Source organism: Devosia sp. A449 (genome assembly GCF_054489375.1).
In genome coordinates this window covers 1-19,577 of the sequence record NZ_JBTMWU010000013.1, presented here as the reverse complement: position 1 = coordinate 19,577, position 19,577 = coordinate 1, and the positions used below count along the sequence as shown (strand labels likewise).

The 19,577-nt window shown below is 60.7% G+C and carries 17 protein-coding genes and 4 pseudogenes; 16 read left to right on the top strand and 5 right to left on the bottom strand.

Annotation, left to right across the window (positions count from 1 at the left end; genetic code table 11):
• Positions 1–4 precede the first annotated feature (4 nt).
• From ACX3OW_RS21440 to ACX3OW_RS21395, 10 genes and pseudogenes are all read left to right on the top strand, one after another.
• The gene (locus ACX3OW_RS21440) at positions 5–751 is read left to right on the top strand and encodes an N-formylglutamate amidohydrolase (protein WP_459097820.1); all 747 of its coding nucleotides are present in this window, start codon (positions 5–7) and stop codon (positions 749–751) included.
• A gap of 39 nt (positions 752–790) precedes the next feature.
• Positions 791–1,303 (top strand): TRAP transporter small permease subunit, encoded by a 513-nt coding sequence (locus ACX3OW_RS21435; RefSeq protein ID WP_459097819.1) that lies wholly within the window; start codon positions 791–793, stop codon positions 1,301–1,303.
• Positions 1,300–2,625, top strand: coding sequence for a TRAP transporter large permease (locus ACX3OW_RS21430; RefSeq protein ID WP_459097818.1), 1,326 nt, complete (start codon positions 1,300–1,302; stop codon positions 2,623–2,625). Before ACX3OW_RS21435 ends, ACX3OW_RS21430 begins: the two co-directional genes overlap by 4 nt.
• A 122-nt stretch (positions 2,626–2,747) precedes the next feature.
• Positions 2,748–3,809, top strand: a complete 1,062-nt coding sequence (locus ACX3OW_RS21425; RefSeq protein WP_459097817.1) for a type 2 periplasmic-binding domain-containing protein — start codon at positions 2,748–2,750, stop codon at positions 3,807–3,809.
• Between the two features lie 57 nt (positions 3,810–3,866).
• Positions 3,867–5,225: a glutamine synthetase family protein gene (locus ACX3OW_RS21420; protein WP_459097816.1), complete on the top strand. Its 1,359-nt coding sequence runs from the start codon at positions 3,867–3,869 to the stop codon at positions 5,223–5,225.
• A 129-nt stretch (positions 5,226–5,354) separates the two neighbouring features.
• Positions 5,355–6,737, top strand: a complete 1,383-nt coding sequence (locus ACX3OW_RS21415) for an aldehyde dehydrogenase family protein (RefSeq protein WP_459097815.1) — start codon at positions 5,355–5,357, stop codon at positions 6,735–6,737.
• A 140-nt stretch (positions 6,738–6,877) separates the two neighbouring features.
• Positions 6,878–8,032: an iron-containing alcohol dehydrogenase gene (locus tag ACX3OW_RS21410; protein WP_459097814.1), complete on the top strand. Its 1,155-nt coding sequence runs from the start codon at positions 6,878–6,880 to the stop codon at positions 8,030–8,032.
• Between the two features lie 191 nt (positions 8,033–8,223).
• Positions 8,224–8,340, top strand: a pseudogene (locus ACX3OW_RS21405) (D,D-dipeptide ABC transporter permease); the annotation flags it as partial.
• Positions 8,341–8,593: 253 nt separating this feature from the next.
• Entirely contained in the window at positions 8,594–8,746 is a 153-nt protein-coding gene (locus ACX3OW_RS21400) for a hypothetical protein (protein ID WP_459097813.1), read from the top strand.
• A 1,089-nt stretch (positions 8,747–9,835) separates the two neighbouring features.
• A complete protein-coding gene (locus ACX3OW_RS21395; protein ID WP_459097812.1) occupies positions 9,836–10,342 on the top strand; it encodes a pyridoxamine 5'-phosphate oxidase family protein in 507 nt (168 codons plus the stop codon).
• A gap of 41 nt (positions 10,343–10,383) precedes the next feature.
• Here ACX3OW_RS21395 and ACX3OW_RS21390 read toward each other — a convergent pair whose 3' ends face one another.
• The 3 genes and pseudogenes from ACX3OW_RS21390 to ACX3OW_RS21380 all read right to left on the bottom strand — a co-directional run bounded on the left by ACX3OW_RS21390 (position 10,384) and on the right by ACX3OW_RS21380 (position 12,957).
• Positions 10,384–11,130, bottom strand: a complete 747-nt coding sequence (locus tag ACX3OW_RS21390; RefSeq protein ID WP_459097841.1) for a UdgX family uracil-DNA binding protein — start codon at positions 11,128–11,130, stop codon at positions 10,384–10,386.
• A gap of 30 nt (positions 11,131–11,160) precedes the next feature.
• Positions 11,161–11,847 (bottom strand): annotated as a pseudogene (locus ACX3OW_RS21385) (TIGR03915 family putative DNA repair protein); the annotation flags it as partial.
• Positions 11,844–12,957, bottom strand: a pseudogene (locus ACX3OW_RS21380) (putative DNA modification/repair radical SAM protein). The pseudogenes ACX3OW_RS21385 and ACX3OW_RS21380, both read right to left, overlap by 4 nt.
• A 582-nt stretch (positions 12,958–13,539) precedes the next feature.
• On the opposite strand from ACX3OW_RS21380, the gene ACX3OW_RS21375 reads away from it, so the two are divergent.
• Positions 13,540–14,142: a sensor histidine kinase gene (locus ACX3OW_RS21375; RefSeq protein WP_459097811.1), complete on the top strand. Its 603-nt coding sequence runs from the start codon at positions 13,540–13,542 to the stop codon at positions 14,140–14,142.
• Between the two features lie 240 nt (positions 14,143–14,382).
• On the opposite strand, the gene ACX3OW_RS21370 is transcribed toward ACX3OW_RS21375, so the two are convergent.
• Positions 14,383–14,712, bottom strand: a complete 330-nt coding sequence (locus ACX3OW_RS21370; protein ID WP_459097810.1) for a hypothetical protein — start codon at positions 14,710–14,712, stop codon at positions 14,383–14,385.
• A gap of 797 nt (positions 14,713–15,509) precedes the next feature.
• Here ACX3OW_RS21370 and ACX3OW_RS21365 point away from each other — a divergent pair.
• On the top strand, positions 15,510–16,289 hold the full coding sequence (locus ACX3OW_RS21365) for an outer membrane protein (protein WP_459097809.1): 780 nt from the start codon (positions 15,510–15,512) through the stop codon (positions 16,287–16,289).
• 322 nt (positions 16,290–16,611) lie between these two features.
• Positions 16,612–16,776, top strand: a pseudogene (locus ACX3OW_RS21360) (IMP dehydrogenase); the annotation flags it as partial.
• Between the two features lie 55 nt (positions 16,777–16,831).
• On the opposite strand, the gene ACX3OW_RS21355 reads toward ACX3OW_RS21360, so the two are convergent.
• A complete protein-coding gene (locus ACX3OW_RS21355; RefSeq protein WP_459097808.1) occupies positions 16,832–17,380 on the bottom strand; it encodes a TetR/AcrR family transcriptional regulator in 549 nt (182 codons plus the stop codon).
• A 57-nt stretch (positions 17,381–17,437) separates the two neighbouring features.
• Between ACX3OW_RS21355 and ACX3OW_RS21350 the strand changes: the two genes are divergently transcribed.
• The 3 genes from ACX3OW_RS21350 (at position 17,438) to ACX3OW_RS21340 (ending at position 19,532) form a co-directional block, all read left to right on the top strand.
• Positions 17,438–17,659, top strand: a complete 222-nt coding sequence (locus ACX3OW_RS21350; RefSeq protein ID WP_459097807.1) for a hypothetical protein — start codon at positions 17,438–17,440, stop codon at positions 17,657–17,659.
• Positions 17,660–17,681: 22 nt separating this feature from the next.
• On the top strand, positions 17,682–18,467 hold the full coding sequence (locus ACX3OW_RS21345) for an SDR family NAD(P)-dependent oxidoreductase (RefSeq protein ID WP_459097806.1): 786 nt from the start codon (positions 17,682–17,684) through the stop codon (positions 18,465–18,467).
• 66 nt (positions 18,468–18,533) lie between these two features.
• Positions 18,534–19,532 (top strand): NADP-dependent oxidoreductase, encoded by a 999-nt coding sequence (locus ACX3OW_RS21340; RefSeq protein WP_459097805.1) that lies wholly within the window; start codon positions 18,534–18,536, stop codon positions 19,530–19,532.
• Positions 19,533–19,577: the final 45 nt, after the last annotated feature.

Here is a 19,577-nt window from a genome sequence, read left to right as displayed (position 1 = left end):
AACGGTGCTGGTTTCCAATGCGCGCGGGGCGTCGCCCTTCGTCATTGTCTGCGATCACGCCAGCAATCGCATCCCGGCCAAATATGGCGATCTGGGTCTTACCCCGACCGAGCGGCTGAGCCATATCGCCTGGGACCCCGGCGCCCTGGCCGTCAGCCAGCGTCTGGCGGATCGGCTCGATGCACCGCTGGTGCAATCCACCGTGTCGCGCATCGTCATCGACTGCAATCGCGAGCTCGATGCGCCCGATTTGATCTGGACCCTGTCCGAAAGCACCCGTATCGCCGCCAATGAGCAACTCGACGCTGCCGAGCGGCAATACCGGATCGAGCATTTTCACCGCCCCTATCATGACGCCGTCGAAACGGTGCTAGAGGCGCGCCGGCAGGCGGAGCAGGAAACCATTCTGGTCTGCATGCACTCGTTTACGCCGGTCTATCTCGGCGTTGCCCGCCCCTGGCCGATCGGGCTGATCCATGGCGTCGATACCGGCTTTACCAAGGCGCTGTCCGACGCGCTCAAGGCCGATGACCCGGCCCTCAATGTGGGCTGGAACGAGCCCTATGCCGCCCTTAACGGGGTGACGCTGACGCTGGAAAAGCACGGCGACGGGCGCGGGCTGCCGTCCACCATGATCGAAATCCGCAATGACGAAATTCTCGATCCTGCCGGGGTCGCCGATTGGGTGGCGCGGCTGGAGCGAAGCCTGGTGGCCGCGCGACAGACCTTGTGGCCAGCGCAACACGGATAGCTGAAGGAATCCGATGACCAAGAGACAGGAAACCGCATCGTGCCCAAGCCGATAGTTCTCTTTGTCAAATGGGTTGATCGCATCAATCGCCTGGCCGGGCGTTTCGCCATGGTGATATTTTTTGTCATGGCTGCGGTCATGCTGTGGTCGACGATATCGCGTACCGTGTTCGGCGCCCCGGTCAACTGGGCGCTGGAAATGACCCAGTTCCTGCTCTCGGCCTATTATCTGCTGGGTGGCGCCTATGCCTTCCAGCAGGGCGCGCATGTCCGCATGGACCTGTTCTACGACCGGCTTCCGCTCCGGGGACGGTCCATTCTGGATGCGATCACGCTGCTGGCCGTCATCTTCTTTCTGGTGGTGCTGCTGTGGGGCGGCATTTCGAGCACGCAATACGCCATCCAGTATGGCCAGAAAAATTATTCCGCCTGGTCGCCCCTGCTCTGGCCCGTCAAGGTCGCCATGAGCCTCGGCATTTTCCTCATGCTCCTTCAGGTCATTGCGCAATTGTTCAGGGACATTGCCCAGGCCATGGGTAGGCCCATTTCATGACCCCCGAACTCATTACACTCTTCATGTTTGCCACGATGATGGTGCTGCTGTTTACCGGGCAGCGCGTCTTCGGCGTCATCGGCTTTGTCGGCTCGGCCGCCGGCCTGTGGCTCTGGGGTAATGGCGCGGTCGAAATGCCATTCAACCAGGCGTTTCAGGTGCTCAACTGGTATCCGCTGATCACCGTGCCGTTCTTCGTCTTCATGGGCTACATGATGAGCGAGAGTGGCATCGCCTCCAATCTCTATCGCATGTTCCATGTGTGGTTCGGCCCGATCCGGGGCGGGCTGGCGCTGGGCACGATGGGGCTGATGGTGCTGATTTCCTGCATCAACGGGCTGTCGGTGGCCGGCATGGCCATCGGCGCCACCATTGCCCTGCCCGAACTGCTCAAGCGCGGCTATGACAAGATCATGGTCACCGGGGTGATCCAGGGCGGTTCGACCCTGGGCATCCTGATCCCGCCCAGCGTGGTGCTGGTGCTGTTCGCCATGATCGCACGGGCGCCGATCACCGAATTATGGCTGGCGGGCATCGTGCCCGGGCTGATGATGGCCACCATTTTCGGGGTCTATGTCTATATCCGCTGCCGTATTCAGCCGGAGTTGGGACCGCCGATTTCACCCGAGGAACTGGAGGGGATCACCCTGCGCGACAAGCTGGTGCTGCTGCGCGAGGGCATCATGCCGGTGGCGGTGTTCGCCATCATGATGACGCTGTTCCTCACCGGCACCACCAGCCTCACCGAAAGCTCGGTCATGGGGGCGGTGCTGGCCACCATCGCGGCGGCGCTGTCGGGCAAGCTCGACTGGAAGGTGCTGGAATCCACCACGCGGCACACGCTGATGATCAGCTGCATGTTCCTGTGGATTATCCTTGGGGCGCTGTGCTTCTCGTCGGTCTATGACGGGCTGGGCGCGGTGCGGGCCATCGAAAACCTGCTGCTCAACACCTTCGGGCTCGACCCCTGGGGCATCCTGATCATGATGCTGCTCAGCTTCGTCATCATGGGCATGTTCCTTGATGACACCGCCATGCTGGTGATCGTCGCGCCGCTGTATATTCCGTTGGTGCGGCTGCTTGGATTTGATCTGATCTGGTTTGGCATTCTTTACACCATCACCTGCCAGATCGCCTACATCACCCCGCCCTTCGGCTACAATCTGTTCCTGATGCGCGCCATGGCGCCACCAGAGATCACGCTGGCCGATATCTACCGCTCCATCCTGCCCTTCGTGCTGCTCATGACGCTGACGGTGATCCTGCTGATGATCTTTCCGCAGATCGCGCTGTGGCTGCCGGGGCTCTATGCCGGGCGATGAGGAGAAGAATTTTGGGAGAGGCAAGCCAATGAGGGGAGCACAGACCGCCTAGTCGACGTCGCGTTCAAACGGGCGTGCCGGCAAATTGCTTGGGCGCCAGCATCATGAGGGAGGAAGCCGACATGACTGATATTCTCAACAAGCGTAACTTTCTGAAGCGAGCGGGCCTGGCCACCGCCGGCGCTGTGGGCGCCACGGCGCTGGCAACGCCCTATGTCAAGGCGCAGGCGGCGCCGATCCGCTGGCGTCTGCAGACCTATGCCGGCCCGGCGCTGGCCGAACATGTGGTCAAGAACGCCATCGACTGGTTCAACATCGCCGCCAATGGCGAGATGGTCATCGAGCTCTATACCGCCGACCAGCTGGTGCCGCATGGCGAGCTGTTCCGCGCCGTCCAGACTGGCACCATCGACGCCGCCCAGAGCGATGACGACTCCGCCGCCGCGCCGGTGGACGTCAAAGTGTTCGGCGCCTATTTCCCGCTGGCCTCGCGCTATTCGCTCGACGTGCCGGCGCTGTGGCACTGGCGTGGCCTCAAGGAAATCTGGGAAGAAGCCTATGCCGAAATCCCGGCCGTGACCTGGCTGTCCACCGGCGCCTGGGACCCCTGCAACTTCGGCACCACCAAGCCAATCAACTCGCTGGCCGATCTCAATGGCCTGCGCGTCTATACCTTCCCCACCGCGGGCCAGTTCCTTGCCAAATACGGCGTCATCCCGGTCACGCTGCCCTATGAAGACGTCGAGCCGGCGCTGCAGACCGGCGAACTCGACGGCATCTGCTGGTGCGGCACCACCGAGCTGCACACCGTGGGCTGGGCCAATTCGCTGAAATACTACCTCACCAATCCGCTTTCGGGCGCCTGGGCCGGGTCTTATTTCGTCAACACCGCCAAGTGGAACGAGCTGCCGCCGCATCTGCAGCAGCTTTACCGCATGATGATCGACACCTCGCACTACTACCGCCAGCACTGGTACTGGGCCGGCGAAGCCAATTACCGCATCAATGGCAAGCTCGAGCTGACCACTATTCCCGACGCGGAATGGAAGCAGGTGGAAACCGACGCCATCGCCTTCTGGGACGAGATCGGCAAGCAGTCGGAGCGCAGTGGCCGGGTGGTCGAGATCATCAAGAAGTACAATGCCGACATGAAGCTGGCCGGGGCGCCCTACCGCTACAGCTGACCCATCTTGCCGGTCGCGCTTGCGCGGCCGGCACCCAACCATGCCCCGGAGACTTGAATGGCATACTCTCTCGACGCCCTGCGCACAGATGTCGCTGCCGGCAGCATCGACACCGTGCTGGTCGCCTTTCCCGACATGCAGGGACGGCTGATCGGCAAGCGCTTGCAGGCCGAGTATTTCCTCGAAACCGCCACTGACCCAACCCATGGCTGCGACTATCTGCTGGCCGACGATATCGATATGGAGCCGGTGCCCGGCTACACGGCGGCCAATTGGGGCAAGGGCTATGGCGATTTCGCCATGCAGCCCGACCTGTCGACGCTGATGAAAGCCGCCTGGCTCGAGGGCACCGCCATCGTGCTGTGCGATCTCAGCGATCACCACCACGCCCCGATCTCGCACAGCCCGCGCGCCATCCTCAAGACCCAGATCGAGCGCTTGGCCCAGCTCGGCTACACCGCCAATGCCGCCACCGAACTCGAATTCTACCTGTTCGACGAGGACTATCGCAGCATCAGCCAGAAGGGTTTTCGCAACCTGCAGACCTCGGGCGATTACATTCAGGATTACCACATCTTCCAGACCACCAAGGAAGAAGGCGTGATGCGCGCTTTGCGCAAGCAGCTGCAGGCTTCCGGCATTCCGGTCGAATCCTCCAAGGGCGAATGGGGCCCGGGGCAGGAAGAAATCAACGTCAAATATTCCGACGCCCTGACCATGGCCGACCGCCATGTGGTGCTGAAAAACGCCACCAAGGAAATCGCCTGGGCGCAAGGCAAGGCCGTGACCTTCATGGCCAAATGGGATTTTTCGCTGGCCGGTTCCTCCAGCCACATCCACATGTCGCTGGCCGACAAATCCGGCAAGCCGCTGTTTGTCGATGCCAAGCATGAGCGCGGCATGAGCCCGCTGATGCAGCATTTCATGGCCGGCCAGCTCGCCTATGCCCGCGACATCACCTATTTCCTGGCGCCCTATATCAATAGCTACAAGCGCTTCCAGGCTGGCACTTTTGCTCCCACCAAGGCGATCTGGTCGCCGGATAACCGCACCGCCGGCTTCCGCCTCTGCGGCGAAGGCACCAAGGCCATCCGCACCGAATGCCGCATTGGCGGCGCCGATATCAATCCCTATCTGGCCATCGCCGCCCTGCTCGCCGCCGGCATCAAAGGCATCGAGGACCAGCTGCCGCTGGAGCCGGCCTTTGTCGGCGACGCCTATAGCGGCAAAAAACTCCGCGAAATCCCCAAGACGCTGCGCGAAGCCATCGATACGCTGCGCCAGTCCACCATGCTCAAGGATGCTTTCGGCGCTTCGGTGGTCGACCACTATGTCCACACCGCCGAGTGGGAACAGTTCGAATATGATCGCCGGGTCACCGATTGGGAGCTGAAACGCGGGTTTGAGCGGAGCTGACGGTCTCCCTGCTGCCACAGAACGCGTCACATACTCGGTGTCACCCCGGCCTTGAGCCGGGGCCCACCCTGGGATCTCAAGCCGGCTCAAGGCCGGGATGACATTGCGGAAGAACAAGAGGCCAAACAAATGACCGAGACGGTCAAAATCATCTCCCCCATCGACGGCAGCGTCTATGCCGAGCGGTCGCTGGCGACCGCAACCGAGATCTACAGCGCCGTTACCCACGCCAAGGCCGCGCGCCATAATTGGGACGAGACCACCCTGCCCGAGCGGCAAAAAATCCTCAGCCATTTCCTCGATGCGCTGCTGCTGATGAATGATGAGATCGTGCCCGAACTGGCCTGGCAGATGGGCCGCCCGATCCGCTTTGGCGGCGAGAAAAAGGGCGTCGAGGAACGCAGCCGCTACATGATCGAGCTGGCCACCACCGCGCTGGCCCCCGTCGACAAGCCTGGCAAAGACGGTTTCACCCGCTATATCACCCGCGAGCCGCTGGGCACCGTCATGGTGATCGCGCCGTGGAATTATCCGTTCCTCACCGCGGTCAATTCCATCGTGCCGGGGTTGATGGCGGGCAATGCCATTATCCTCAAGCACGCCAGCCAGACCCTGCTGGCCGGCGAACGCTTCGCCGCCGCCGCCGAACAGGCCGGCCTGCCGAGCGGGCTGTTTCAAAATCTGGTGCTCGGCCATTCCGATACCGAACAGCTGATCGCCTCGGGGCAGATCGACCACATCAATTTCACCGGCTCGGTGGCGGGTGGCCGTCGCATCGAACAGGCCGCCGCCGGTACTTTTGCTACGCTGGGCCTCGAACTGGGCGGCAAGGACCCGGCCTATGTCCGCGCCGATGCCGATCTCGATTACGCCGCCGAAAACCTGGCCGATGGGGCGTTTTTCAACTCCGGCCAATCCTGTTGCGGTGTCGAGCGCATCTATGTGGCGGCCTCCGCCTATGACGGCTTTGTCGAGCGCTTCATCGCTCAGGCCAAGGGCTGGACATTAGGCAATCCGCTCGACCCCGCCACTATTGTCGGCCCGATGGCGCGCGGCAGCTTTGCCGATCACGTGCGCCAGCAAACCGATGAAGCCCTGCGTGGCGGCGCCACCCGCCACCTCAACACAAAGCACGGGCTGGACCAGCCCGGCTCGCCCTATCTGGCGCCCGAAGTGCTGACCAACGTCAATCACCAGATGAGCGTGATGCGGGAAGAAAGTTTTGGCCCGGTGGTCGGCATCATGAAAGTCGCCGACGACGCCGAAGCCATCACGCTGATGAATGACAGCCCCTATGGCCTCACCGCCTCGCTGTGGACCGCCGACCTCGACACCGCCGCTAAACTAGGCGCGCAGATTGAGACCGGCACCGTGTTCGCCAATCGCTGCGATTATCTCGATCCGGCATTGGTGTGGACCGGAGTGAAGGACACCGGCAAAGGTGGCGGCCTCAGCGAAATCGGCTACGCCAATTTGACCCAGCCGAAGAGCTATCATTTGAAACAGGCCTGAGTGCCACGCCCTCGTGGTTCGAGGCTCGCGAAGAGCGTGCACCTCACCATGAGGGCTACTGAACGCAATGAGGTCCTCATGGTGAGGTGGGCGCGCCGCGCCCCTCGAACCACGAGGTCCGGGCAATTGGAGACCGCCCTATGACCAAAGCCAACTGGAACTACCCCACCACCATCAAATTCGGTCCGGGCCGCATCGCCGAACTGCCTGAGGCGCTCAAAGCCGCCGGCATTACGCGCCCGCTGCTGGTCACCGATGCCGGGCTGATCAATCTCCCGGTCACGCAAAACACCCTCGCCATGCTCAGGGCCGCTGGCCTGCCGGTCGGGGTTTTCGCCGAGGTTAAACCCAACCCGATTTCCGCCAATGTCGAAGCCGGCATCAAGGTACTGCGCCACGGCGGCCATGATGGCGTCATCGCCTTTGGCGGCGGCTCCGGGCTCGATGTCGGCAAGGTCATCGCCTTCATGGCCGGGCAGACCCGCCCGATGTGGGACTTTGAAGACATTGGCGATTGGTGGACCCGCGCCGATCCAAATGGCATTTTGCCGATCATCGCCGTGCCCACCACCGCCGGAACCGGTTCGGAAGTGGGCCGCGCCGGCGTCATCACCGACGAGAACACCCACACCAAAAAGGTGATTTTCCATCCCTTGATGATGCCCAAGATCGTCATCGCCGATCCCGAACTAACGGTGGGCATGCCCCGCTTCATCACCGTCGGCACCGGCATGGACGCGCTGGCCCATTGCCTCGAGGCCTATTGCGCGCCGGGCTATCACCCGATGGCCGATGGCATTGCCGTGGAGGGCATCCGCCTCGCCATGGAGAACCTGCCAAAAGTGTATGCCGACCCCAATGATATCGAAGCGCGCGGCCACATGATGAGTGCTGCCGCCATGGGCGCCACCGCCTTCCAGAAGGGGCTCGGCGCCATCCACGCGCTCAGCCATCCAGTCGGCGCGCTGTATGACACCCATCACGGTATGACCAATGCGGTGTTCATGCCCTATGTGCTGGCAGTCAACCAACCCGCCATCGAAGCCCGCATTGCCCGGCTGGCCGCCTATCTGGGTCTGGCACCGAGTTTTGAGGCGTTTTTGCACGCCATTCTTGGCCTGCGCCAGCGGCTCGAGGTGCCCCATACCCTGGCCGATTTCAAGGTGGATGGGCGCCAGCGCGAGCTGATTGCCGATATGGCGGTTGTCGATCCCACCGCGGGCGGCAATCCCCGCGAACTGACCAAAGTGCTGGCGCTGGAGATTTTTGATCGGGCGATGGAAGGGTGGGTTTAGCGGGCCCCACCCGTACGTCGCTCGCGCATCAAAAACTCGGTGTCATCTCGGCCCTGAGCCGGGTGTGGATTCACATTTGAAGTGTAACGGGAAGAAGGCTTCGGCGGTCGTGACGTGTCCTGGCCGGGTTCACTCTGGAACGATGGCCGACTTCAAATCGGAATATCCGGCCGGTTTGAATCGGAATCCGCATGCTGGAGAGCTGGCGGGGCGCCGTGATGCCCGGCGCTGCCATTTTGATCAGCAGTCTGTCGTTCAACCTGCTCGGAGATGCATTGCGCGATATGCTGGATCCACGCCATGAATAAACGGGGGGCCATTCCACGCTTGTGTTCGAAAATCTGAGCGTCACCTATGAATTCGACGTAACGTTTCCCCGGCTTCGACATCCTGTCGCACATCTATCGCATGCCCGACGGGCTAAATCTGCAGGAGCTTGTCACCGGCTAATGGCGTCGCCGGCGAACATTACTTCATTACTTCAGTTATCAAGCGGCTGGTCGATAATGGGTTTATCATCCGGTCCCACAACCCAAAGATCGGCGCGAGGACTTCGTGCAGATGGCACCGCTGGGTCGGGCCAAATTCATCGAGATGGCCGCTGCCAACGAAGCGTGGATTCGCAATCTGACGGCCGAGCTGAGCCCTGCTGATGTAAAGGCCCTGTCAGTCTTACTGCAAAAGATGAAAGAGTCGACGCGCCAAGCCCTGTAAGGCTAGCCGCCGTGGCGCGCTGAGGACGACTGCCGAAAGCTGGGTTTCGACCTTGGTTCGATCAAGCTTAAAGGGAATGCCCGGCTGAACCGTCGGTGTTCCCAAACGCATATTATGCGAATCTAATGACGTCGGTCGGCGCCCCATTTCGGCCGTTCAGCGCGACTGGGAAGAATCCCGAAAGCTGCCTTTCCGATCAATCAATTCATCGAGACGGCGTTCGGTGCTCGGTAACGGTGATTGTGTACTCTGATTGTGTGAGCGAGCTTGGACCAACACTTGAAGATCTGCATGCCGAGATAGGCAGGACCCTCGTAATATGGGGCTGGCTTGAAGGTGAAATGATCGACGCCAGAATAAATTGGCGGCACATCTCCGCCGAGGTGGTGGAGGACCCATTGAAAACATTCCTGATCGAACTCGTGGAACCCCGAGGCGTACGAAACGCCATTGCCCACGGGCTGGCATCTGCCCACAGCAATCCGTGGGAGGCAGACTTCGAACCCTATGTCACCTGCAGGACCCTCGACGCGGGCGTAAGGAAAATAACACTGAGTGATCTGCGTCAAACACAATCGCGGCTTCAGAGCCTTCGAAATGCATTGCGGGGATTCGCGCCACCGATGCCCTCCAAATCTCGACGACAATAATCTGACTGCTCAGCGCCCCACTGCAGCCGTTCACTATGCAAGTCGCAGTCCCCAAAAGCGGACTGGCAACTAAGGGCGCCGCGGCGACCGCAATGGGGTGGTTTACAGACCGGCAGCTGTTGTCCACACATCTCCCAAAGCGGACATGCTCGATTTTCTCGCCAGGGGCTTCATGAGCTGCCACCGGCCCCCTATGGGAAGCAAAGCGTAGAATGGCGGTGCCGAGGCCAACCTGCCCTCGACCGCTGTGCTGACCCGACGACCATTGGGTCAGCACAGCAGCCGATCTAAGCTCTGATTGAGAGGTTGCCGGCTACCAATTTGTCAGCCTCTCGATGAACCGATCACATTTGATGCTGAACGGACGCAATAGCGCATGTCGTGTGGAACATCACCCGGCCGTCTACGTTCGAGAGGGGTAGTCCAATGGAGATCAATTATGAAGGAACGCCAAGACGACAATCCCGCGACGCCGGATGAAGTCACCGATCGCGTGTGGGAACTGGCCGCCAAAATCGACATCTGCATGTTGACGACCTGGAATGGCGAACAACAGCGCAGTCGGCCGATGTCGGCACGTCCGCAACGCGAAGAGAATGCCTTCTACTTCCTGACCGACCTCAGTGGGGAGAAAAACGCCGAGTTGGAGGCGTTCCCGACCGTATCCTTGGCCTGGGCCGACACGGGCAGTTATCGCTTCGCCGTGGTTTCCGGTCAGGGCAAGGTCACCAACGACCGCGCCAAGATATCCGAGCTGTGGTCGGAAATGGACAAGATGTGGTGGGAAGGCAAGGACGATCCCACCATCCGGCTCCTGACGGTTACGCCTGAACGCGGCGAGATATGGGACAGCCCCGGCGCTCTGGTATCCGGTGCAAAGATGCTCATGGCGGCGGTCACCGGCGGCGCCCCTGAACTGGGGGATAACGCCGCGGTGAAGATGTAGTGGTAGGGTTATCGGATTGTGGAGGCCATGAAACAACGGCCTCACCGGTCTTCAGAGTGCGGGACAGTCGGCATATCGCTGGCTGCCCCGGTTTGTACTGTGGCAAGGTCCGCCACCAGTTCACGGTGTAACCGTGCTCGTATTGCTGGATCCGTGGTCCGCAAAATATAGGCGGGATGCCAGGAAATCAGCACCGGGCCGCCATGCAGGCCGGTTTCGACGCTGCCGCGCCGCTGGGCAATAGGGCGATTGTCGTCCGTCAGGGCGAAGGCCGCCGACGAACCGAGCGCCAGCGTGATTTGCGGTTGGATAAAGGCCAGTTCCAGACCCAGCCACCAGCGACAATGCATGATCTCATCCCGATTGGTATTCTGGTGCAGCCGCGTTTTGCCGCGCGGCGCGAACTTGAAATGCTTCACAGCATTGGTGAGCCATGTCCGCTCGGGGTTCAGGCCGGCCTCGCTCATGGCCGCGCGCAGCAACTGGCCGGCAGGGCCGACAAAGGGACGGCCCGCCAGGTCCTCCTGATCGCCCGGCTGCTCGCCGACGATCATGATCCGCGCCGTGGGATCGCCTTCGCCCCAGACAGTTTGCGTTGCCGCTTCGCAGAGGCCACAACGCCGGCGTTGCACCGCGGCCTGTCGTGCTTCATCGAGGGTTTGCGGCGCATCGGGCACGGTGGGCAAGGTTGCACGATAGCGTGTCGAAACGGCTGCCGCACCGGGACGGGGCTGGCTCGCGCCTGCCTCGCGCATCCGATCGACCCTCGCTTGTGCATCGGCCAGCATCGCGGGGATCAATCGCGTCTCGGGCAGATTGCGCCAGTACTTCTTCGGCATCTCTGAGCGCATCGCCTCAAGCTTGACGCGTGCCGGATTGAAGATATTGGCGAAATAAGTCGCCTACAGCGCCTCGGACGCATCGTCCGGCAATTCGGGCCGCACGCCTCCGGCTTCAAAGCTGAGCACGCCATCTGCAAAGCGTGCCGTGAGCTTTGGTGTTGCAATCAGCCAATCCATATCGGCGAACCGCTTGACGAAAAACGCGGATCCCGGCTCCAGCGTTTCATGCTCCGGCTCGAACCACGCGCCAAAACTGCGCCGCGCTCCCATAGCAGGGAGTTCACGGAAACGCACGAAAGCGTGCATCTTGTGAATGTCGCGCCTGACCGATTTCGCCATCAGGGCGAGTTTGCGGCCTAGCGGATCGGCTTGCGATAGCGGTGCGCCATCGCGCTGGTCGAGCCGCCACAGCGCCTGATACAGCAGAGAAAAACGCTGGGGGTCTGAATGCCAGATCACCGAGCCTGCCAGCGCGATGAAATCGGGATGCACAAGTGCCGCGTGGTCCCCGGCGTGGTCGGGCAACCCCTCGCCACCAAACAACGCGCCTTGGCCGTTCCAGTCAATGTCGTCGGGCGCGATGTGATGACTGATGGCCAGCCGGGCTGCAGCGCGCCAAGCGGCAAAGATGTGGCATTGCGGCAGAGTGACGGCAAATCTCATAGCAGCGTCAACTGTTCAGGGGGCGGCGCAAAGCGCGCCCGCAGGTTGGCGCTGTCGGTCAGATGGCGGGGTGACCAATCGGACAGGCGGATAAAGGCCTGCACCTTCTTCATCGACGCGCCAATGCGGACCAGATCGTCGAACCGCAACCGCGCATGGCGGCGTGCCGCGATGATGCGGTCGACGGTGCGCACGCCGAACCCTGGCACCCGCAGCAATTGCTCACGCGAGGCCGAATTGACGTCCAGCGGAAACTGCGCGCGATTCTGGAGCGCCCAGGCCAGCTTTGGATCGAGTTCGAGGTCAAGATGGCCCTTGGCGGTGCCGGTGGTAATTTCCTCTGCAGAAAATCCATAAAAGCGCATCAGCCAATCGGCCTGATAGAGGCGATGCTCCCGCAGCAAGGGTGGCTTGATCAGGGGCAGCGCCGACGATCATCTGGGTACTCTGGCCGGCTGGAGCGAAGCGTTGCGGCTTGCGGCCGGTGTGGGTTTGGTCCTTGGCGGCCTCCCGCTCCAGTCGCACCTGCGCCATGGCCGCGCGAATGGTTTCCGGTCGCTTTTCGGGCGCGAGTTTGCGCACGCTGGCGTCCTGCGGCAGTTCGACATTGATCGACAGGCGATCAGCCCAGAGCCCAGCGTCGCGGATCAGTTCCGACGCGGCATCGGGGATCGTCTTGAGGTGGATATAACCCTTGAAGCCATGATGCTCGCGCAAGGTCCGCGCGATGCGCACCATGTCCGTCATGGTCTGGTCCGGCGAACGGATGATACCGGAGGACAGGAACAACCCCTCGATATAGTTGCGGCGATAAAATTCGAGGGTCAGCGTCACCACCTCCTCGACGGAAAACCGTGCCCGCTCGACATTGCTCGACACACGGTTGATGCAATAGGCGCAGTCGAAAATACACAAATTGGTCATCAGGATCTTCAGCAGCGAAATGCAGCGACCATCCGGCGTATAGGCATGGCAGATGCCAGTGCCACCCGACGAGCCGATGCCGCCCTTGGTGGAATCGCGTTTCTCACCGCCACTGGACGCGCAGGAAGCGTCGTATTTCGCGGCATCCGACAGGATCGCCAACCGGTCTTGCAGGGATTTTTTCATGAACGTTCACTAAATGTTCCAATTAGTTTTGGCCAATCACATTTTCAGATCGGGACTGAGGGCGGCGCGGCGTCGGAAGGGTTTGCTTGTTGGCGCAGGTCGTATGTAATCTGCTTGTCACTCGCAGGGAGTGGGCGATGGCAGATACCGACAAACAGGAAGGCTTGGGTCAGCGGTTCGATCAGGTCGCTGATGATGTTCCGCAAATTCTGTGGAGCGTCGATGCCGATGGCCAGCACGACTACGTCAATCGCCAGCTTAAGGAGTTCGTCAGCGAACGCATAAATTCGGTAGATGCCGAGACTTGGACCACGCTCATTAATCCTGAGGATCGCGCGCGCGTCGAGCAGCTCCGGAAAGAAATTCTGGTTTCGACCGAACCTTATGAGATTGAATACCGCTTCTGCATCATAGTGGCGAATATCGCTGGCTGCGCCTCAAGGCGTCGCCCAAACTGGATGAAAACGGCGCGTCGTCCGATGGTACGGGACATCGACCGACATCCATCTGGAAAAATCCATCAGCCTGGAGCGGGAACTCGTCGCGCACGAGCTAGACCACCGGATCAAGAATCTGTTTGCATTGGTCAATGGGCTGGTCAGCCTGTCAGCTCGCGAGACGCCCGAACTGAAACCGGTGCTGCAGATATTGCGGCAGCGCCTCGAAGCGCTGAACAACGCGCATCGATTTCTGCGGATCAGCGGTACGGAGCCTGGCCTGGCAACGAATGGTAGCCTCAGGGGGCTGATCGAGGCGGTGCTCCGCCCCTATTGCGGCGACAACGGGGTGCTCGCCGCGACGCTGGATGGCGACGATACCTCGATCGATAGTGGCCAGATCATGTCATATGCCTTGCTCATCCATGAACTGGCGACCAATTCGCTCAAATATGGCGCTCTGGCTGCCGATGACGGTCGGCTGTCGATCCATATCTGTCACGCAGGACAGACGATGTGGTTGCGGTGGATGGAACCGGCAGCCTCCATTTCGGCACAGCGCGGTTCCCATAACGGTTATGGTTCGACTCTGCTGAAACTGACGGTGGAAAAACAGCTCTCCGGCCGGATCGGCCGCCGACAGGGCAAAGGATATCTCTGTTACGTCCTGACCATACCCATGCCGTTGTCGTCAGTTGAGCGGCAGGCCATGAACAGCCAAGCGGAGCGAAGTTTCCCCTCGACCTAGCGGTTACTGATCGGCAAGGTGCCCCAATCAGCCATTCTAACCCCTGTCAGCATGTCTCGAAGCTGTTGGTTTGCTCTTGAAGAACCAACCGCAGGAACGGGGTGGCAAGGGGACCGGCGGCTTCGGCGCGAGATCTACCCGAAGCAGGCAGTCTTCCATCAGCGGTAGCCCTCAACGGCTGACGCTGGCGCGTGACTCAAACTTCAGTGAAACGCGCCAGCAATGGCAACGACAGACCGATTAGCTTTTCTTCTTTTTAGTGTTTATCCTGATCTTGTCTCCGCCCGAAACCGGCGAGAATGACGAGATGATACGCCGTGTCTGCAGCCAGGTGGCAAGCTCCACATTTACGTCATTGCTCTCGATCCTTGGCCACTTGCCGTACGACGCGATATCCTTGAACGGACCGGACAAGCTATCGAGCGTCTCGATCACCCAATCGTCGGAAAGCCCGTCGTGCATTTTGTTGAGCAGCGATATCTGGACCCTGATCGGCCGGGAAGCGGTGACGACCGCCTTGGTGAAGGTGGGATCTTGATCAACTCCATCGGCGCCGGTTCGGTGTAGCACGGCGCCTATGTCGGCGGCCGCCTCAGCGTTAGGGTTGCCGCACGCGATTGAACCGGGAAGCTACAGGGGTGCGAGGCCCCGCTGCGCAGGGAGGGGCGAGCTTTCGCGCCGCGCGGAAATTCCAGCATCATCGTTATGCCTTGACCATGTGACCGCTAGTGACGTTAAGTTCTCAAGACGCTGCACGTGAGCTCGAGCCTCCGCGATACCTTCCCGAAGGCACCCACCCTCGATACTGTACGATTCGCAGTCCTGCGATCTGCCTAGGAAATGGTTCTGATGGCAGAGAGGGTCGGGGGGCTGCGCAACTATTCCGGAGTCCAGGTCGGCTGCGCGCCTCGATTTTGGCCGCTCAGTTCGACTTCGCGATTTTCCGCAAGCTGTCGTTCAGAGTGAGCCGGCCAAGCGTCCAATTCGGGGTGGGAAGCAACCTGAGGACTGATCGCCTCGACCTCGACGCGCATCTTCCTGCTCGACAATGGCAGCATGCTCAAGGGGGCGGCAGTGGGGTGGTTAGCGGTCGGTCGGCGTTAAGTGACGCCATAGCATATTTTGCCATTGGCCGAGCAATGCTGGGATCACGGCGTAGGACGCGTCGGGATCCAAGGCGTGCCAAGCGGGCCGCTTGATACCCTGTCGGCGTGCTGTCGAACACGTCCCGCAGATCGCTAGCTCGGACTTTCTTGTTGCAGGGCAAACCTTTGCGTTGAAACCGCCGTCCTGCCTCTGCATTGTGGCCTAGGAGATGAACAAGCGCTCGCAATCCATTTTGGGCGCATCTTGCCATGGGGTAACGCATGCGACAGACGACACGGGCAACAGTTTTCTTAAGCCTGATCATTGGCTCAGCGAGTGCGAACGCAGTGTCGCAAGAGCTGGCAGACTGGTCTGGTCCCTATGTCGGTATCAATGCTTCCATAAGTGCCGCCAATGCCGCCGTGGGGTCCTTCACCACAGATGGTTTTCCTGGTTCCTACTTCACCCCTCCCGATCCGGATCAGATTGGGAGCACCATGGCCGGTGTACTGGAATCGTCGCGCGTGGCACCGGGGCTCTTCGCCGGGTACGGCTATCAGCTGGACAGTTTATACTTTGGCCTTGAGGGGAGCGTCAGCAGTCTGGGCTTTGAAGGGACAAGGTCGGTTAGCGCCGACTACATCTCCAACCCCACTGGTCGGTTCACAAATACCGTGTCTGCGCGCGCCGATTGGCAGGCTTCGATAAGAGCGCGCCTAGGCTGGGCCAATGAGCAGTGGTTGGGGTATGTGACAGCCGGCCCAGCATTCAGTTCCGTCAATATAGTTGCAAGCTTCTCTGACGATTTTGTGGGCGCTGGAGCCTTCGGGACAGCGTCTAAGGAGCAAATACGGACTGGACTGGCTCTTGGCGCTGGTGCCGAGATAAACTTGGGTAAAGGCTGGGCCCTGAGGGGCGAGTACCTATATTCTGATTTCGGCTCGCTGAGTTCCTCGATGTCCATATCCAACCCCGCGTTTCCTGCGTTAACGAACACTCTGGACAGCTCGGTGCATCTAAAGACGCATTCCGTGTCCCTTGGCCTGTCGTACCGATTTTGAGCGTAACCGCAGATGCACCCGCCTCTCCGTAGGGGGCAGGTTACCAATCCGCATCCCTGTTGACGGGCAACTCCGCGGCGGCCGCTTTCTAGCGGAGTATTTGTATATCAGGACGGCCGGAATGGGGTAGTCAGCGGACCGGCTCATTTTGGGGTCGGTTGCCGACCGGCAAGAGTGGGGTGGGATGCGGACAGTCAGCTATTGGCGACCGACCATGGAAAGCGGACGTTTCCCAAGCCAACGCGTTTCGCAGCTTCGCGCCCGTTCCAGTCATTCAGCAAGCCCTAACCGCGTTTCAAAAGCGGACGCTCTGGCGACTAACGGCCCGGCGCCGGTGCGGCGCTTTCTGCCACGCCTGATGCATTCGGTCCTCAGCCGCAAGATCAACCCGGGCAAGGTGCTCGATGTGGAATTTCCGCTTGCCGACGTCGCCGAAGGCTATCGCGCCATGGATGAACGTCGCGCCAACAAAACGCGGCTGCGCGTCGAACCCAAACCGGAAAGAAGGCCCCGTGCTGGAGACGTGGGCGTCTTTAATCTTGCTATGCGCTGAGATGTTCTTCCACGAAGGCACGTGTCTGCGTCAGCAGTTCATCGGATAGAAGGGGATCATCGATGCCACGGGCAAGGATTACCGCGCCGACCATCGCTGCCCAACTGACGATGGCCAGTCGGCGCTGGTCGGCCGCCTCCCCCTCGAAGCCGGCGCTCATCCTTTCGATCTGAGCGCGTGTTCCACCCGTCATCACCGCGCGCGCCGCCGCGCTCTGGTGGCGCGTTTCGGCAACCAGGCCTGCGGTCGGGCAACCCAGGCCGGGATTGTCCCGATGTTGGCCTGACAGGTAGCGCTCGACGTAGCTCCTGAGCTCGAATTTGTCGTCGGGATTTATCTGGAAGGCGTGGTCCAATGTTTTCGCCACGAGATCATCCTTCGAGCTGAAATGGCCATAGAACCCACCATGGGTGAGCCCCGCAGCATTCATCACCTCGGCGACCGTAACCGCATCGAACCCCTTCTCGCGAAACAGCGCGCTGGCGGCGTCAAGAATCCGAAGACGGTTGTCGGCCATCTGCTTGCGGGTGACTCTCATTGGTACAGCTCCGATGGACTGACTGACGCCATGCGGCCGTTACCTGGACTCGCATACATGATGAATGTCATCAATATAGGGTTTTGGGCGGATTCGGGCAAGACCGTTGCAGACGAGACCTTGGGCCAAAGGCGGAGCGCACTCCCCCACAACGTCGCTGCCCGGGCCGCCGCCTGCCTTGTAGTCGATAGTGCCTGGAAAAATGTATCCGGTCGAAGCGTTGACTTTTTCATGACCAGCATCATATTAGCTATCATTGATGATGAACATCATGAATAAACGCATCTGAAAAGAGCACGACATGACCAGCATTCCGGCCGTCCTGATAACCGGCGCCTCTTCAGGCATCGGCGCCACCTATGCAGCGCGTTTCGCCCAGCGGGGTCATGACCTTGTGCTGGTTGCCCGTGATGACGCGCGGATGCAAACGCTCGCCGCCCGGCTCCGTCAGGACACCGGCGTGAGCATCGATATTCTACCGGCTGACCTCACGAACCGCGATGATTTGGCCAAAGTCGAAGCGCGCCTGCGGGACGACAGCACGATTGGAATCCTGGTCAACAATGCCGGGGCGGCCCTTGCGGGTGCATTCGACCAACAGGCGGTTGATGACATCGAACGCCTGGTCGCGCTCAACTCCACGGCCCTTGTTCGGTTGGCAAGCGCCGCTGCGGGACGTTTCGCGCAGGCGGGCAAAGGCGCAATCATCAACATCTCATCGGTGGTGGGGCTCGCGCCTGAATTTGGCCAAACCGTCTATGGCGCCACCAAGGCGTTCGTAACGTTCCTCTCCCAGGGGATGAACATCGAACTGGCCCCCAAGGGTGTCTATGTGCAGACAGTGCTGCCATCGGCCACTGCCACCGAGATTTGGACCCGGGCCGGTGCGGACACCAGCACGATGGGACTGATGGCGGTCGGCGAACTGGTGGATGCCGCATTGGTCGGGTTTGACCGCCGGGAAGCCGTCACGATCCCCCCGCTCCCCGATGCCGGGCAATGGGAAAGCTATCAGACGGCACGGCGGGCTATGTTCCCTGGCTTCGCTCAAGTCCTTGCCGCCGAGCGCTATCGCCAGGCCAATTGATCACTCCTGCAACGATAACCGTCGCTGCCCAAAGCCTGAAGCCATCGGTATACTGGAACCAATATCATGCAAGCCTATATCCTGGATCACTATAAGCAGGGTGCGCTGCGGTTGGGCGAACTGCCCGCCCCAATTGTTGGGGCCAACGATGTCCTGATCGAGATCCACGCTGCAGGGCTCAATCAGCTCGATTCCAAAATCCGGGACGGCGAATTCAAGGCAATTCTGCCCTATAAGCTGCCGATCGTTCTTGGACATGACGTGGCGGGCGTCGTGATCGAAGTTGGTCGCAGTGTCCGGGACTTCAAGCCCGGTGATGCGGTCTATTCGCGGGTGCCCGATGGTCGGATCGGAACGCTGGCCGAGTTCATTGCCGTTGATGCCGCCGATGTCGCGCTCAAGCCGGCCAACCTGAGCATGGAAGAGGCAGCCTCGATCCCTCTGGTGGGCCTGACTGCATGGCAGGTCCTGATCGATCGCGCGAACCTGCATAGGGGCCAGAAGGTGCTGATCCACGCCGGCTCGGGTGGCGTGGGCACGTTCGCGATCCAGTTAGCCAAATATTTGGGCGCCATAGTCGCAACGACGGTCAGCGAGAAAAACGTCGAACTGGCTAGGAGTCTGGGGGCCGATGTCGTCATCGACTACCGGACGAACGCGTTTGAAAAGTCCTTGTCAGGCTACGATGTGGTGCTCAACAGCCTGAACTCTGACACGCTCGACAAGTCCGTGGACGTGCTGAAGCCCGGTGGCAAGCTGATTTCGATCTCCGGCCCGCCCGACGTGGCTTTCGCGAAACACCAGGGTTTGAACTGGGTCCTGCAGCAGGTCCTGCGCCTGATGAGCCGGAGCATCCGCCACAGGGCCAGGGCGCGCCAGGTCGACTATTCGTTCCTCCTGATGGAGGCTGAGGGCGCCCAATTGCGCCAGATCACGGCCCTGATCGAAGCCGGCGCGATCCGGCCGGTCATGGACCGGGTCTTCCCCTTCGCGGCTGTCAACGAGGCACTGGCCTACCTCGAAACCGGCCGGGCCAAGGGCAAGGTCGTCGTACGGGTCAAATAGGTCGCCAGCAAAACATCGCATTCAAACGAATGGCGTCAGTCCTTC